12 protein-coding genes are annotated in these 14,909 nt (G+C 64.5%); 5 read left to right on the top strand and 7 right to left on the bottom strand.

The genetic code is table 11. From position 1 onward, the window contains the following. The 6 genes from xylB to WIN67_RS15775 form a co-directional block, all read right to left on the bottom strand. Positions 1 to 1,494, bottom strand: coding sequence for a xylulokinase (gene xylB / locus WIN67_RS15800; RefSeq protein WP_110595738.1), 1,494 nt, complete (start codon positions 1,492 to 1,494; stop codon positions 1 to 3). Further along, positions 1,491 to 2,993 carry a mannitol dehydrogenase family protein gene (locus WIN67_RS15795; RefSeq protein ID WP_339069161.1) on the bottom strand — a complete coding sequence of 501 codons (1,503 nt, stop codon included), beginning with the start codon at positions 2,991 to 2,993 and terminating at the stop codon, positions 1,491 to 1,493. Before WIN67_RS15795 ends, xylB begins: the two co-directional genes overlap by 4 nt. Positions 2,994 to 3,024: 31 nt before the next feature. Further along, positions 3,025 to 4,128 carry a sn-glycerol-3-phosphate ABC transporter ATP-binding protein UgpC gene (locus WIN67_RS15790; RefSeq protein ID WP_339069159.1) on the bottom strand — a complete coding sequence of 368 codons (1,104 nt, stop codon included), beginning with the start codon at positions 4,126 to 4,128 and terminating at the stop codon, positions 3,025 to 3,027. 24 nt (positions 4,129 to 4,152) lie between these two features. After that, a complete protein-coding gene (locus tag WIN67_RS15785) occupies positions 4,153 to 4,983 on the bottom strand; it encodes a carbohydrate ABC transporter permease (protein ID WP_102863552.1) in 831 nt (276 codons plus the stop codon). Between the two features lie 10 nt (positions 4,984 to 4,993). Continuing rightward, complete coding sequence (locus WIN67_RS15780; RefSeq protein ID WP_102879291.1) at positions 4,994 to 5,920, bottom strand: carbohydrate ABC transporter permease; 927 nt, start codon at positions 5,918 to 5,920, stop codon at positions 4,994 to 4,996. A 157-nt stretch (positions 5,921 to 6,077) separates the two neighbouring features. Then, a complete protein-coding gene (locus WIN67_RS15775) occupies positions 6,078 to 7,349 on the bottom strand; it encodes a sugar ABC transporter substrate-binding protein (protein ID WP_339071717.1) in 1,272 nt (423 codons plus the stop codon). A gap of 388 nt (positions 7,350 to 7,737) precedes the next feature. Between WIN67_RS15775 and WIN67_RS15770 the strand changes: the two genes are divergently transcribed. Then, entirely contained in the window at positions 7,738 to 8,760 is a 1,023-nt protein-coding gene (locus tag WIN67_RS15770; protein WP_306393457.1) for an AraC family transcriptional regulator, read from the top strand. A 12-nt stretch (positions 8,761 to 8,772) separates the two neighbouring features. On the opposite strand, the gene WIN67_RS15765 is transcribed toward WIN67_RS15770, so the two are convergent. Beyond that, positions 8,773 to 9,699 (bottom strand): transposase, encoded by a 927-nt coding sequence (locus WIN67_RS15765; protein ID WP_339069156.1) that lies wholly within the window; start codon positions 9,697 to 9,699, stop codon positions 8,773 to 8,775. Positions 9,700 to 10,109: 410 nt separating this feature from the next. Between WIN67_RS15765 and WIN67_RS15760 the strand changes: the two genes are divergently transcribed. From WIN67_RS15760 to WIN67_RS15745, 4 genes are read left to right on the top strand one after another with little or no spacing between them, the layout of a single operon-like run. Next, positions 10,110 to 11,774 carry an AMP-binding protein gene (locus WIN67_RS15760; protein ID WP_267268229.1) on the top strand — a complete coding sequence of 555 codons (1,665 nt, stop codon included), beginning with the start codon at positions 10,110 to 10,112 and terminating at the stop codon, positions 11,772 to 11,774. A 14-nt stretch (positions 11,775 to 11,788) separates the two neighbouring features. Continuing rightward, positions 11,789 to 12,550, top strand: a complete 762-nt coding sequence (locus WIN67_RS15755) for an SDR family NAD(P)-dependent oxidoreductase (protein WP_123390772.1) — start codon at positions 11,789 to 11,791, stop codon at positions 12,548 to 12,550. Between the two features lie 12 nt (positions 12,551 to 12,562). Beyond that, positions 12,563 to 13,753, top strand: coding sequence for an acetyl-CoA C-acyltransferase (locus tag WIN67_RS15750; RefSeq protein WP_339069151.1), 1,191 nt, complete (start codon positions 12,563 to 12,565; stop codon positions 13,751 to 13,753). 12 nt (positions 13,754 to 13,765) lie between these two features. Next, complete coding sequence (locus WIN67_RS15745; protein WP_110595731.1) at positions 13,766 to 14,893, top strand: acyl-CoA dehydrogenase; 1,128 nt, start codon at positions 13,766 to 13,768, stop codon at positions 14,891 to 14,893. Positions 14,894 to 14,909: the final 16 nt, after the last annotated feature.

The following is a 14,909-nucleotide window of genomic DNA, read 5'->3' as shown; positions in this document are numbered from 1 at the left end:
TCAAAGGGTTGCCAGATGCTGTTGATAGCGTGCATACGCCGGCTCGTAGGCTTTCACCTGTTCGGCCTGGGGCCAGGTCTGGCTGTCGAGGTCGAGGCTTACGCAGCGTTCACAGAGTTGCGCCAGGCTAAAGGCCGGGTCTGTCTGCCGTCCATGGCACCAGGCCGCCTGGATCGCCGCACCCAGGGCGGCGGCTTCGGCTTCACGGGTGCAGATCACCGGGGTGTGCATGATATCGGCGACCATCTGCCGCCATAGCGGACTCTTCGAGCCGCCGCCGATCAGGCGGATGCTCTGGCTTTGCAAGCCATTGGCCCGCAACAGGTCGAGGCCGTAGCGCAGGCCGAAGGTGGTGCCCTCCAGCACCGCGCGGCACAGGTTGGCCTGGGTCAGGTTGTCCAGGGTCATGCCCAGCAGGCTGCCACGGGCCTGGGGCAGGGCGGGGACCCGCTCGCCATTGAAGAACGGCAGCAGGCACAAGCCTTCGGCGCCGATTGGCGCCTGGCCCGCCAAGCGGTTGAAGCTGTCCAGGTCCAGCTCCAGCAGTTGGCGCACCAGGGTGGTGGCGTTGGTCAGGTTCATGGTGCAGATCAGCGGCAGCCAGCCACCGCTGGACGAGCAGAAGGACGCCACCGACGCGTGGCTGACCAGCGGCTGCTCGGCATAGGCATACAGGGTGCCGGAAGAGCCCAGGCTCAGGGTGATGATGCCGGGCTCGATATTGCCGGTGCCGATGGCCCCGAGCATGTTGTCGCCACCGCCGCTGGCCACCAGGGCCTGGGGGTTGATGCCCAGGAGCCCGGCCATCTGCGGCAGTATCGGCCCCACCGGCTGCTGGGCCTGGATCAGTTCCGGCAAGGCACGCTCCAGGCGGCCCTCGGGGTCGATGTGGGCCAGCAGGGCCCGGTCCCAGTCACGCCGGCGGACATTGAAGTAACCGGTGCCGGAGGCGTCGCCGTATTCGCTGCAGCAGCGCCCGGTCAGCCAGAAGTTGAGGTAATCGTGGGGCAGCAGGATATGGGCGATGCGCTGGAACAAGGCGGGGTGCTGTTCCCGGGTCCACAGCAGCTTCGACAGGGTGTACCCCGGCGCCAGGGCGATACCCAGGCGCTCAAGAGACCCTTGTTCGCCCCCCAGGTGATCCAGCAGGCGCTGGTTCTCGGCCACGGTTTCGGTGTCGCACCAGAGCTTTGCCGGACGCAGCACCTGGCCTTGGTCATCCAGCAGCACCAGGCCGTGCTGCTGGCCGGAGACCGCAAGGCCAAGAATGTCCCGGCCATCGACCCCGGCCGCCTGCAACGCCTGGTGGGTGGCGCTGATGCAGGCTTGCAGCCATTGCCCGGGGTCTTGCTCGCGTCGGCCGTTGGCGCCGCTGATCAGGCTGTGGGGGGCGGCGCCCAGGCCCAGGACGGCGCCGCTGTGGCTGTCGAGGATCAGGGCCTTGGTGCCCTGGGTGCCACAATCTAGACCCAGGTACAGCGCGGCTGTGCTCATCCTGCGCTCCGCGCTGGACGCGCTGGCTTGGCCAGCAGGCGTTCCAGGGTCCGGCTGACGCCCTGCTCGCGCAGGCTGTTGAAGCAGCGCTCAAAGGCGTCGACGAACTCGGCGGACCTGGGGATCGCCGGGCCGAAGATCTCCTCCACTCCCAGCAGGCGCTGGGTCAGCAGGGTGTCGTCCGCCACCAGGGCCTGGCAGAACTCGGCCCGTGGATCGGCAATCGTGTAGCGCACGCCGTTTTCGTCCACGCCCCGCAGGTACAGGGCCCAGGCGGCCACCACCAGGGCCGCCCGCTCGGTATCGCGGCCCTCGGCGATCAGGCGGTTGAGGGTGGGCACGGTGAACTTGGGAAATTTCGACGAGCCGTCGCTGCACACCCGCTCCAGCTGGTCGGCGATGGCCTGGTTGGAAAAGCGCTGGACCAGCGTGTCCTTGTAGGCCGCCAGGTCGATGCCCGGCACCGGCGCCAGTTGCGGGGTCACGTCCAGGTCCATGTAGGCGCGCATGTAGGCGACGAACAGCGGGTCGTTCATGGTTTCGTGGACGAAGCGGTAGCCCTTGAGAAAGCCCAGGTAGGTCAGGGCCAGGTGGCTGCCGTTGAGCAGCTTGATCTTCATCTCTTCATAGGGCGTGACGTCGTCGGTGAACTGCACGCCCACCTGTTCCCAGGCCGGGCGGCCGTTGACGAACTGGTCTTCCAGGACCCACTGCACAAAGGGCTCGCACACCACCGGCCAGGCATCGTCGATGCCGTGCTGGTCGTGCAGTTGCAGGCGGTGGGCGGTGCTGGTCATGGGGGTGATGCGGTCCACCATGGCATTGGGAAAGCTCACCTGGCTGGCGATCCAGTCGTGCAGGTCGGCGTCGCGCCGGGCGGCAAACGCCAGCAGTGCCTTGCGGGTCACGGCGCCGTTGTGGGGCAGGTTATCGCAGGACATCAGGGTGAAAGCCGCAATGCCCGCGGCGCGACGCTTGGCCAGGGCGGCACAGAGGAAGCCGAACACCGTGCGTGGCTGCTGGGGGTGGGCCAGGTCGTGCTGGATCTGCGGCAGGTGGAGCATGAACTCGCCGCTGCTGTCATCGATGCAGTAACCGCCCTCGGTGATGGTCAGGGAGACGATGCGGATCTCTGGGCTGGCCAGCTTGTCGATCAGCGTCTGGGGGCCGTCTTCGGCCAGCAGCATCTGGCTGATGGAGCCGATCACCCGCACTTCGTGGTCGTCACCGTCCCCCAGTTCGAACAGGGTGTAGAGGCAGTCCTGGCCCGCCAGGTCGTCCCGGGCGCGGCGGTCCTCGGCGCGCAGGCCGACCCCGCAGATGCTCCAGTCCAGGCCCAGGCCCTGGTTCATCAGGGCGTCGGTGTAGTAGGCCTGGTGCGCCCGGTGAAAACCGCCGACGCCGATGTGCACGATGCCTTGGCGGGTGTCGGCGGCACTGTAGGCCGGCACCTGCACCTGGGGCGGGAGCTGGCTGAGGTTGAAGCGATTGAGTTTCATGCAAGGGCTCTCGGTAATCGGGCGGCGGCCATCAGGCGGCGGCGCGCAGGGAACGGGGAACAGCGACGCCTTGGGCATCGAACAGGTGGCAGTGCTCGGGGTTCAGGCGCAGGTGCAGTTGCTCGCCGCAGCGGCTGGCCAGATCACCGCGGATGCGCAGGGTCAGGGCCTCGCCGCAGGTGCTGCGCACATGACAGAAGGTGTCGCTGCCCAGGCGCTCGGCCACGTCGCTGGTGACTGGCAGGCTGCCGGGGCCGGGCTCGCCCAGCTCCAGGTGTTCGGGGCGAATGCCCAGGGTCACCGGACTGCCGACCTTGAGCTGCGGATGGCTTTGGCTCAGGCGCAGGCGCGCTCCGGCCTGCAGTTGCACCTCGCACCCCTGGCCGTCCACCTGGCTGACGCTGCCCTTGAGAAAGCCCATCTTCGGTGTGCCGAGAAAGCCTGCGACAAACAGGTTGGCCGGGCGGTGATAGAGCTCCAGGGGCGAACCCACCTGTTCCACCCGGCCGCCGTTGAGCACCACCACCTTGTCCGCCAGGGTCATGGCTTCGACCTGATCGTGGGTCACGTAGATCATGGTGGCCTGCAGCTCCTGGTGCAGGCGCGCCAGCTCCAGGCGCATCTGCACCCGCAGCGCGGCATCGAGGTTGGACAGGGGTTCGTCGAACAGGAAGATCTTCGGGTTGCGCACGATGGCCCGGCCGATGGCCACGCGCTGGCGCTGGCCGCCGGAGAGTTGCTTGGGCTTGCGTTCGAGCATCGGCCCCAGTTCGAGAATGCGCGCCGCCTCGTCGACCTTCTGTTGCACCTGGGCCTTGTCGACCCCGGCCAGGTCCAGGGCGAAGGACATGTTCTTGCGCACGCTCATGTGCGGGTACAGGGCGTAGGTCTGGAACACCATGGCCAGGTCGCGCTTGGCCGGGCTGACTTGGGTGATGTCGCGCCCGTCCAGCTCGATGCTGCCGTCGCTGACTTCCTCCAGCCCGGCGATCAGCCGCAACAGGGTGGACTTGCCGCAGCCCGAGGGGCCGACGAAGACCACGAATTCCTTGTCGTTCACTTCAAGGTCGATGCCCTTGATGATCTCGAAGCCTTCGAAGCCTTTTTGCAGGTTGTTGATTTTCAGGTGAGCCATTGGGGTGTCTCCAGAATTCGAGGGTTACTTCACCGCGCCAAAGGACAGGCCGCGCACCAGTTGCTTCTGGCTGATCCAGCCGAAGATCAGGATCGGCGCGCAGGCCAGGGTCGAAACCGCCGAGAGCTTGGCCCAGAACAGCCCTTCGGGGCTGGAGTAGGAGGCGATCAGCGCGGTCAGCGGGGCGGCGTTGGAGGAGGTCAGGTTGAGCGACCAGAAGGCTTCGTTCCAGCACAGGATCAGCGACAACAGCGCGGTGGAGGCCAGGCCGCCCTTGGCAATGGGCATGAGTACCCGCAGCATCTCCTGGGCCAGGGTGGCGCCGTCCAGCCGGGCGGCTTCGAGAATGTCCCGGGGGATGTCCTTGAAGTAGGTGTAAACCATCCACACCACGATCGGCAGGTTGATCAGGGTGTAGATCACGATCAGCGCGATGCGCGTATCCAGCAGGCCGAAACTCTTGGCCAGCAGGTAGATGGGCATCAGCACCCCCACCGGCGGCAGCATCTTGGTGGAGAGCATCCACAGCAGGGTGCGCTTGGTGTTGCGAGTCTCGTAGAAGGCCATGGAGTAGGCGGCCGGCACCGCGATCAGCAGGCACAAAGCGGTGGCGCTGAAGGAGATCACCACCGAGTTCCAGGCGAAGGCCAGGTAGTTGCTGCGCTCGTTGATGTGCAGGTAGTTCTCAAGCGTTGGCGTGAAGATGAACTGCGGCGGCGTGGCAAAGGCGTCGATCTCGCTCTTGAAGCTGGTCAGCACCATCCAGAAGATCGGGAAGAAGATCAGGATCGCGATGGCCCAGGCCAGGGTGCCCAGTAGCAGGCTTTGCAGGCGTCGGGATTGTTGCAGGGTCATGGCGGGCACCTCAGCTCTGGTCAGTCAGGTTCTTGCCGATCATCCGTACCAGGATGATCGCGGCGATGTTGGCGATGACCACGGCGATCAGGCCGCCGGCGGAAGCCATGCCCACGTCGAACTGCACCAGCGCCTGGTTGTAGATCAGGTAGGCCAGGTTGGTCGAGGCGTAGCCCGGGCCGCCGTTGGTGGTGGTGAAGATTTCGGCGAACACCGAGAGCAGGAAGATGGTCTCGATCATCACCACCACGGCGATGGGGCGCGCCAGGTGGGGCAGGGTCAGGTGCCAGAAGATCGCGATGGGGCCGGCACCGTCCAGGCGCGCGGCCTCTTTCTGTTCCTGGTCCAGGGACTGCATGGCGGTCATCAGGATCAGGATGGCGAACGGCAGCCACTGCCAGGAGACGATGATGATGATCGACAGCAGCGGGTAGTGGGCCAGCCAGTCCACCGGCTGGGCGCCGAACAGCTTCCACAGCGCCGCCAGAATCCCCGAGACCGGGTGGAAAATCAGGTTCTTCCAGATCAGCGCGCCCACCGTGGGCATGATGAAGAACGGCGAGATCAGCAGGACCCGGACAATGCCCCGGCCGAGGAATTCGCTGGCCTCCAGCAGGGCACTGATCAGCACTCCGAGCACCACGCTGATCAGCAGCACGCTGCCCACCAGCAACAGGGTGTTGGTGGCCCCGGGCACAAAGCCCGAGTCGCTGAGGAAGTAGCTGAAGTTCTCCAGGCCCACGAACTGGTTTTCACCGGGGTACAGCAGGTTGTAGCGGATCAGCGAAAAGTACAGGGTCATGCCCAGGGGCACGATCATCCACAGCAGCAACAACGCCACCGAGGGGCTGACCAGGAACCAGCCGGGGCTGGCCAGGCGACGCTTGCGGGGGGCCGCCTGCGCTGGCAGATGGAGCTTGGCAGTCGAGGTATTCATGAGGATCACAACCAGTTGGGTATGAGGGGGCGCGACACTGCGCTGGCATGGCCGGATTGCGCGTAGGAGCTGTCTTGCCAGCGAAGGCGTCCTTGAACACTGCGCAAGACTCAAGGGCCTCTTCGCCGGCCAGCCGGCTCCTACAAGGCGTGCCGGGTTATTTCGGGTAGCCGGTGCGCTTCATTTCCCGCTCGGTGCTCTGCTGCGCGGCTGCCAGGGCCTGGTCCACGGTGGTCTGGCCGATCAGCGCCGCGGAAAACAGCTTGCCGACCTGGGTGCCGATGGCCTGGAACTCGGGAATGGTCACCAGCTGGATGCCGATGTAGGGCACCGGCTTGAGGGTCGGTTTGCTCGGGTCCACGGCCTTCAGCGATTCCAGGGTGATCCGAGCGAACGGCGCGGCGCTCATGTAGGCCTGGCTGTAGGTGGAGGCGCGGGTGCCCGGCGGCACATTGGCGATGCCGTCCTTCTCGGCCACCAGGGCTGCGTATTCCTTGGAGGTGGCCCAGGTGGTGAAGGTCTTCGCGGCGTCCTTGGCCTTGGAGCTGGCGGGGATCGCCAGGGACCAGGAGTACAGCCAGGCGCTGCCCTTGTCGGTGACCTGGTGCGGCGCGTAGGTGAAGCCCACCTGCTCGGCGACCTTGCTCTGGCTCTGGTCGGTGACAAAGGAGCCGGCCACGCTGGCGTCGACCCAGATCGCGCACTTGCCACTGTTGAACAGCGCCAGGTTTTCATTGAAACCGTTGCTGGAGGCCCCGGGCGGGCCGGACTGCTTCATGTTGTCGACATAGAAGCTCAGGGCGTTCTTCCATTCTGGCCCGCTGAACTCGGGCTGCCATTGTTCATCGAACCAGCGTGCGCCGTAGCTGTTGGCCAAGGTGGTGATCAGGGCCATGTTCTCGCCCCAGCCGGCCTTGCCCCGCAGGCACAGGCCGTATTGCTCCTGCTCGGGCTTGTTGAGCTTGGCGGCGAATTCGCCAATCTGCTCCCAGGTCGGCCGCTCCGGCATGCTCAGGCCGGCCGCCTGGAACAGGTCGGTGCGGTAGTAGGTCATGGAGCTTTCGGCATAGAACGGCAGGGCGTAGAGGGTGCCCTTGACCGACAGCCCTTCACGGACCGAAGGGAAGACATCGTCCAGGTCATAGGCGGCGGGCAGGTCCTGGATCGGTTGCAGCCAGCCCTTGGCGCCCCAGAGTGCGGCTTCGTACATGCCGATGGTGAGCACGTCGAACTGGCCGCCCTGGGTGGCGATGTCGGTGGTCAGGCGCTGGCGCAGGACGTTTTCTTCCAGCACCACCCAGTTCAGCTGGATGTCCGGGTGCTGGCTCTCGAAGGTTTTCGACAGCCGTTGCATGCGGATCATGTCGCTGTTGTTGACGGTGGCGATGGTCAGGGTCTGGGCGCCGAAGGTGACGCTGCTGAGGGTCATGCAGGTGCTGAGGAGCAGGGCTTGGGTGCAAGGTTTCATCGGTCACTCCTCTTCTGCGCCAGTGCTGACGACAGAAGGACGGTTATTGTTGTTATGTCTTCCGCCAGAGAGGAAGAATGTGGGCTGATTACAGCCCTCAAACGCGGCGCTGACAAATCATCCATGACACTGGAGTTGATACTTTTTTGCACTGCTTTGCTGCCGCTGCCAGGGCCCGGGTCTCGATTTGCAGGGCTTGCCCCGGGTTCAAGCCGCTACGGAGCCCGCGAATCCGTATCGGTTTCAAGGTGGGCGGGAGGCGACTCTTAGCCCAAAGCCCACTGGCATTTTTCCGATCACTGCCTAAGATGGCCGTCCTAAACCCCGATCCAGGAAACCCTTGGCCACGATGTCCGAAAAAGACACCATCTCCATGCAACTGGTGCGTGAGGCGCTGCTGCAAAGCTGCGCTCCGGGCGCGGCCACCGATGAAGTGCTGCACAAGGTCGGCATCGATCCGGCGGGCTTGCAGCAGAGCCGGGCACGGGTCCCGGCCAGTGCCTATGCGCGGCTCTGGCGCCTGCTGGCTCGGCGTCTGGATGACGAGTTCTTCGGTATGGACCCGCGCAAGCTGAAGTCCGGCAGCCTGGCCTTTCTCTGTCGCTCGGCCATGGCCCAGCCGACCCTGGCCACGGGGCTGGACTCGGTGCTGGGCTTTCTGTCGCTGATGTTCGAGCGCCTGCCGGCGCAACTGGTGCACCAGCAGAGCCTGGCGGAAATCGTCCTGCTGGAGGATGAGCACGAGCCGCGGCGGGCCTTTACCTACTTCACTTACTGGATGATCGTCCACGGCGTGGCCTGCTGGCTGGCGGGTCGGCGGATTCCGATCCTGGCCATCGAACTGCGTTGCCCGCAGCCGGATTTCTGCGACGACTACCGGGTGATGTTCTCCGACAACCTGCGCTTTGATCGACCGCGCACGCGGATGATCATCGCCGCCGACTGCCTGGACCTGCCCATCAAGCGCAGCGAGGCGGAACTCAAGCGCTTTCTGGCCCATGCCCCGGCCAATATCCTGGTGAAATACCGCGATCCCGAAAGCTTGGCCAGCCGCATCAAGCAGCAACTGCGGCAATTGCCGGGTGAGCAGTGGCCGGAGAGTGAAAGCCTGGCCCAGAGCCTGTGCATGTCCGCCTCGACCCTGCGCCGGCGCCTGGCGGAAGAGGGCCAGAGCTACCAGGCCCTCAAGGACAGCGTGCGCAAGGAACTGGCGATTGTCTGGCTGGCGGAGCCGCAACTGAGTTTCGCCGAGATAGCCGGGCGCCTGGGGTTTGCCGACACCAGCTCGTTCTACAAGGCGTTTCGCAAATGGTCCGGCTCCAACCCCGGGCACTATCGCAGCCTGATCCTCAACGACCCGGACCTCTCGTAGCAACTGTGTTCCTCACGCGATTTGCGCAGAAGCCTGCAAGGCTTCGCGCATTCGCGCGTTCAAGATAGTGACGAGCTTGCGCATGGCTGCAACCAGCGCCAGTTTCTTCGACTTGCCTCGACCAACCAGCCCCTCGTAAAACGCTTTGAGGACAGGGTCATATCGAATCGAACTCAAAGCCGCCATGTAGATCACCGCTCGTGGACTAGCACGCCCACCCCAGGTAATCCGTCTTCCATGGGACTTACCGCTATCCCTGGCCAGGGGCGCCACACCGTATAGCTTGGCGATAGCCTTGCGATTCAAATAACCCAGTTCAGGCATGTCGCAAACAAGCGTCGAGAGAACAACTGGACCAACGCCTTTGATCGTCGAGGCTACTTGCGCTTGCAGCGTCCCTTTGAGCTGCTCGGCAATCTTAACGTCCAGCTCATCTCGATCAGCTTCCAAGCGCTGGATGTTGCGCTCGAGCATATGGCGCATGGCCGGATGCTCAGTCAGACGACGCCGCTGCTTTTCAGCAGCCAACATTTGGACCACTTGCTGACGGCGCCGATGACAAGCGTGCAGGAACTGAGACTTTTCGCTCAGCGGCTGATAACGATTGAGCTTGAGAACACTGGCCATATGGGCAAGCACGCTGGCATCCAAGCGGTCCGTTTTGGCCAACTGGCCTGTGGACCGCGCAAAGTCCCGGGCTTGTCGAGGATTGACCCTGACCATGGGTAAACCTGCGTTATAAAGGGCTTCCAGTGCCTTCAGCTCATAGCCGCCGGTGGCCTCAAGTACGACTTGCTGAGGAGCAAATGGGGCTAGCCAGTCAATGATTCGCTGCCATCCTGCTGGGTCATTGGTGGTGAGCAGTTGGGGCTTATGTCCGTCCACCTTTACATCCAGGGTGTCCTTGCTGACATCGATACCGGCACCTATGCAGCCCATGATGATCTCCTCTAGTCTTGAGACGTCGAGAGTTCTCCTCGGCAGCCCAGCCTTATCTTCGAGTGTCGGCTCGAGCAACTGTACGGGCGTCGCTGAGGAGATATCGGCGTGGAGACCTTGCTACGAGGCGATCGTTTGGATCTAGGAGCTAGCGATCGTCCACGCCGACTCTCGACACCTAATTTGGCAGATCTAGAACAGATAAGGAGCCGGCTTGCCGGCGAAGAGGCCCGCAAGCCATGCGCCGCTCCGACAGATCCGGCCATCTCGCTGGGGCAGCGCGGGCGCTTGGCCAAACCGGTCACGCAACTTGATAGCTTTGACCATTGTTCCGCGAGGGCTCTGGCGCCAGTATTTCCCCGGTTTTCATGAGGTTCCCATCCTAATAAGAACAGCGAGGGATTCTGGCAATGCGCAACTACCTGTCCGCTATCAAAGAGTTCAACTATCAGCACACCGTCGACGCCGCCCTTGCAGGCTCGCTGTCGGCGCTCAATGCCTGTGTCGAATGTTGTGACCGGCATGCATTGCCTGGTCGTATCGCGCTGTTCTGGGAAGGCCGGGACGGCAGCAGCGCCACCTACACCTTCACTGAATTGCAGGACAAGGCCGCACGCCTGGCCAACTTCCTCCTGGCCCAGGGGGTCGGCAAGGGCGACAAGGTCGCCGGACTGTTGCCGCGCAATGTCGAACTCTTGATCACGGTGCTTGCCACCTGGCGTATCGGCGCGGTGTACCAGCCGCTGTTCACTGCCTTTGGCCCCAAGGCCATCGAGCATCGCTTGAACAGTTCCCAGGCCAAGGTGGTGGTCACCGATGGGGTCAACCGACCCAAGCTCCTGGAGGTCGCCGATTGCCCCACCGTCGTCACAGTGGGAGGCGCCAAGGGCCAGGGCATCGTGCGCGGCGATTTCAGTTTCTGGGCCGAGCTGGAACAGTACCCGGCCCAGTGCGAACCGCTGCTGCTCAGTGGTGAAGACCCCTTCCTGCTGATGTTCACCTCCGGCACCACCGGCCCGTCCAAGGCCCTGGAAGTGCCGCTCAAGGCCATTGTCGCGTTCCAGGCCTACACCCGCGACGCCGTGGACCTGCGCCCGGAAGACGCCTTCTGGAACGTCGCCGACCCGGGCTGGGCCTATGGCATCTATTTCGGCGTCACCGGGCCCCTGGGCCTGGGTCACCCGATCACTTTCTACGACGGCCCCTTCACCCTGGAAAGCACCTGCCGGGTGATCAACAAGTACGGCATCACCAACCTCACTGGTTCGCCCACGGCCTACCGCCTGCTGATCGCCGGTGGCGACCAGTTCGCCCGGTCGATCAAGGGCCGCCTGCGCATCGTCAGCAGCGCCGGCGAGCCGCTGAACCCGGAAGTGATCCGTTGGTTCGCCGAGCAGCTGGACGTGGTGATCCACGACCACTACGGCCAGACCGAGCTGGGCATGGTGCTGTGCAACCACCACGGCCTGGACCACCCGGTGCATGTCGGCGCCGCCGGCTTTGCCTCGCCGGGCCACCGCATCGTAGTGCTGGACGAAGAGTACCGGGAGCTGGGTGTCGGGCAGCCGGGGATCCTGGCCATCGACCGCAGGCAGTCGCCGATGTGCTGGTTCGCCGGTTACGCCGGGGTGCCGACCAAGGCCTTTGTCGGCGATTACTACCTCAGCGGAGACACCGTCGAGCTGAACCAGGACGGCAGCATCAGCTTTGTCGGCCGCAGCGATGATGTGATCACCACCTCCGGCTATCGGGTGGGCCCTTTCGATGTGGAAAGCGCCCTGATCGAACACCCGGCGGTGGTGGAAGCGGCGGTGGTAGGCAAGCCCGATCCCGAACGCACCGAGCTGGTGAAAGCCTTTGTGGTGCTCAGCGAGCAGTACCGCGCCACCCCGGAGTTGGCCGAGGAGTTGCGCCAGCACGTGCGCAAGCGCCTGGCGGCCCATTCCTACCCCCGCGAAATCGAATTTGTCAGCGACTTGCCGAAAACCCCCAGCGGCAAATTGCAGCGCTTTATCTTGCGCAACCAGGAAATCGCCAAGGCTCAAGAGGCCGCGGCGTCAACAGCTACCGCATGAACAGGATTTGAATGATGGACATTGCAAACCAGGTGTTTCTCGTCAGTGGCGGTGCGTCGGGCCTCGGTGCCGCCAGCGCTGAAATGCTCGTCGCCGCCGGCGCAAAAGTGATGCTCGTGGACCTCAACGCCGAGGCCGTGGCGGCCAAGGCCCAGCAACTGGGCTGCCAGAGCGTGGTGGCGGACATCAGCCAGGAAGCGGCGGCCGAAGCGGCGGTGCAGGCCACGGTCAAGGCCTTTGGCAAGCTCAACGGGCTGGTCAACTGCGCCGGTATCGTGCGGGGCGAGAAAATCCTCGGCAAGAATGGCCCCCACGCTTTGGCCAGCTTCAGCCAGGTGATCAACGTCAACCTGATCGGCAGTTTCAACCTGTTGCGCCTGGCCGCGGCGGCCATCGCCGAAAGCACTGCCAATGCCGAGGGCGAGCGCGGGGTGATCATCAACACCGCCTCCATCGCCGCCTTCGACGGGCAGATCGGCCAGGCCGCCTATGCCGCCTCCAAGGGCGCGATTGCCAGCCTGACCCTGCCGGTGGCCCGTGAGCTGGCACGCTTCGGCATCCGGGTGATGACCATCGCTCCGGGGATCTTCGAAACCCCGATGATGGCCGGCATGAGCGAGGAAGTACGGGCCGGTCTGGCCGCTGGCGTGCCGTTTCCGCCACGCCTGGGCAAACCCGCCGAGTACGCTGCGCTGGTGCGGCATATCATTGAAAACAGCATGCTCAACGGTGAGGTGATCCGTCTCGACGGTGCCTTGCGCATGGCCGCCAAGTAAGGAGGAATTCTCATGTCCATTGCCCACGATCCGATTGTCATTGTCAGCGCCGTCCGCACCCCCATGGGCGGTTTCCAGGGGGAACTCAAAGGCCTCAGCGCCCCGCAACTAGGGAGCGAGGCCATCCGCGCCGCGGTGCAGCGCGCCGGCATTGCGGCTGACGCAGTAGAAGAAGTGCTGTTCGGCTGCGTGCTGTCTGCCGGCCTCGGCCAGGCCCCGGCGCGCCAGGCCGCCCTGGGCGCGGGCCTGGACAAGGGCACCCGTTGCACCACCCTGAACAAGATGTGCGGTTCCGGCATGGAGGCCACCATCCTGGCCCACGACATGCTGCTGGCCGGCAGCGCCGAGGTGGTGATCGCCGGTGGTATGGAGAGCATGTCCAACGCCCCATACCTGCTGGACCGTGCCCGCAGCGGCTACCGCATGGGCCACGGCAAGGTCCTCGACCACATGTTCCTCGATGGCCTGGAAGACGCCTACGACAAGGGCCGCCTGATGGGCACCTTCGCCGAAGACTGCGCCGAGGCCAACGGTTTCACCCGTCAGGCTCAGGATGAATTTGCCGTGGCCTCCCTGACCCGTGCCCAGCAGGCGATCAAGGACGGTCTGTTCAAGGACGAGATCGTTCCCCTGCAGGTGATGATCGGCAAAGAGTCGAAGCTGATCAGCGATGACGAGCAGCCGCCCAAGGCCAAGCTGGACAAGATCGCCACCCTGAAGCCGGCGTTCCGCGACGGCGGCACGGTCACCGCGGCCAACTCCAGTTCGATCTCCGACGGCGCCGCGGCCCTGGTGCTGATGCGTCGTTCCGCAGCCGAGCAACGTGGCCTCAAGCCCTTGGCGGTGATCCATGGCCACTCGGCCTTTGCCGACACCCCGGGGCTGTTCCCGGTGGCGCCGGTGGGTGCCATCGAGCGTTTGATGAAAAAGACCGGCTGGTCCTTGCAGGACGTGGACCTGTTCGAGATCAACGAAGCCTTCGCTGTGGTCAGCCTGGTGACCATGAACAAGCTGGACATTCCCCACGCCAAGGTCAACGTCCACGGCGGCGCCTGCGCCCTGGGCCATCCCATCGGCGCCTCCGGTGCGCGGATTCTGGTGACCCTGCTGTCGGCCCTGCGCCAGAAAGGTCTTAAGCGTGGCGTGGCCGCGATCTGCATCGGCGGTGGTGAAGCCACGGCCATGGCCGTTGAATGCCTGTAACGAGGAATCCCGATGTTGCCCAATGACGAACAACTGCAGATCAGCGACGCGGCCCGGCAATTTGCCCAGGAACGCCTCAAGCCTTTCGCCGCCGAGTGGGATCGCGAGCACCGCTTTCCCAAGGAAGCCATTGCCGAGATGGCCGAGCTGGGTTTCTTCGGCATGCTGGTGCCTGAACAGTGGGGTGGCTGTGACACCGGCTACCTGGCCTATGCCATGGCCCTGGAAGAAATCGCCGCCGGTGACGGCGCCTGCTCCACCATCATGAGCGTGCACAACTCGGTGGGCTGCGTGCCGATCCTCAAATTCGGCAATGACGAGCAGAAAGAGCGTTTCCTCAAGCCCCTGGCCAGCGGCGCCATGCTCGGCGCCTTCGCCCTGACCGAGCCCCAGGCCGGCTCCGATGCCAGCAGCCTGAAGACCCGGGCCCGTCGCGATGGCGATCACTATGTGCTCAACGGCTGCAAGCAATTCATCACCTCCGGGCAGAACGCCGGGGTGGTGATCGTGTTCGCGGTCACCGACCCGGCGGCCGGCAAGCGCGGCATCAGCGCCTTTATCGTGCCCACCGACTCGCCGGGCTATAAGGTCGCGCGCATCGAGGACAAGCTCGGCCAGCACGCCAGCGACACCTGCCAGATCCTTTTCGAGGATGTGAAGGTGCCGCTGGCCAACCGCCTGGGGGAGGAGGGCGAGGGCTACAAGATCGCCCTGGCCAACCTTGAAGGCGGGCGCGTGGGCATTGCCTCGCAGGCGGTGGGCATGGCCCGGGCGGCGTTCGAAGCGGCGCGTGACTACGCTCGTGAGCGCGAGACCTTCGGCAAGCCGATCATCGAGCACCAGGCCGTGGCGTTCCGCCTGGCGGACATGGCTACCCAGATTGCCGTGGCGCGCCAAATGGTGCACTACGCCGCCGCCCTGCGCGACAGCGGCAAGCCGGCCCTGGTGGAAGCCTCGATGGCCAAACTGTTCGCCTCGGAAATGGCCGAGAAGGTCTGTTCGGCGGCGTTGCAAACCCTGGGCGGTTATGGCTACTTGAGCGACTTCCCGCTGGAGCGCATCTACCGCGACGTGCGCATCTGCCAGATCTACGAAGGCACCAGCGACATCCAGCGCATGGTCATTTCGCGCAATCTCTGACTTTTAGCAGGAGCTG

Origin of the sequence: Pseudomonas idahonensis (assembly GCF_037903935.1) — a bacterium.
In the GTDB taxonomy this organism is placed as follows: Bacteria; Pseudomonadota; Gammaproteobacteria; order Pseudomonadales; family Pseudomonadaceae; genus Aquipseudomonas; species Aquipseudomonas danubii.
The sequence above is the reverse complement of the archived record's forward strand: the minus strand, read 5'-3'. Positions and strand labels throughout refer to the sequence as shown.

Bases quoted from the DNA above. Each gene is read 5' to 3' on its own strand.
- xylB (WP_110595738.1), bottom strand. From the start codon at position 1,494: ATGAGCACAGCCGCGCTGTACCTGGGTCTAGATTGTGGCACCCAGGGC.
- WIN67_RS15795 (WP_339069161.1), bottom strand. From the start codon at position 2,993: ATGAAACTCAATCGCTTCAACCTCAGCCAGCTCCCGCCCCAGGTGCAG.
- WIN67_RS15790 (WP_339069159.1), bottom strand. From the start codon at position 4,128: ATGGCTCACCTGAAAATCAACAACCTGCAAAAAGGCTTCGAAGGCTTC.
- WIN67_RS15785 (WP_102863552.1), bottom strand. From the start codon at position 4,983: ATGACCCTGCAACAATCCCGACGCCTGCAAAGCCTGCTACTGGGCACC.
- WIN67_RS15780 (WP_102879291.1), bottom strand. From the start codon at position 5,920: ATGAATACCTCGACTGCCAAGCTCCATCTGCCAGCGCAGGCGGCCCCC.
- WIN67_RS15775 (WP_339071717.1), bottom strand. From the start codon at position 7,349: ATGACCCTCAGCAGCGTCACCTTCGGCGCCCAGACCCTGACCATCGCC.
- WIN67_RS15770 (WP_306393457.1), top strand. From the start codon at position 7,738: ATGTCCGAAAAAGACACCATCTCCATGCAACTGGTGCGTGAGGCGCTG.
- WIN67_RS15765 (WP_339069156.1), bottom strand. From the start codon at position 9,699: ATGGGCTGCATAGGTGCCGGTATCGATGTCAGCAAGGACACCCTGGAT.
- WIN67_RS15760 (WP_267268229.1), top strand. From the start codon at position 10,110: ATGCGCAACTACCTGTCCGCTATCAAAGAGTTCAACTATCAGCACACC.
- WIN67_RS15755 (WP_123390772.1), top strand. From the start codon at position 11,789: ATGGACATTGCAAACCAGGTGTTTCTCGTCAGTGGCGGTGCGTCGGGC.
- WIN67_RS15750 (WP_339069151.1), top strand. From the start codon at position 12,563: ATGTCCATTGCCCACGATCCGATTGTCATTGTCAGCGCCGTCCGCACC.
- WIN67_RS15745 (WP_110595731.1), top strand. From the start codon at position 13,766: ATGTTGCCCAATGACGAACAACTGCAGATCAGCGACGCGGCCCGGCAA.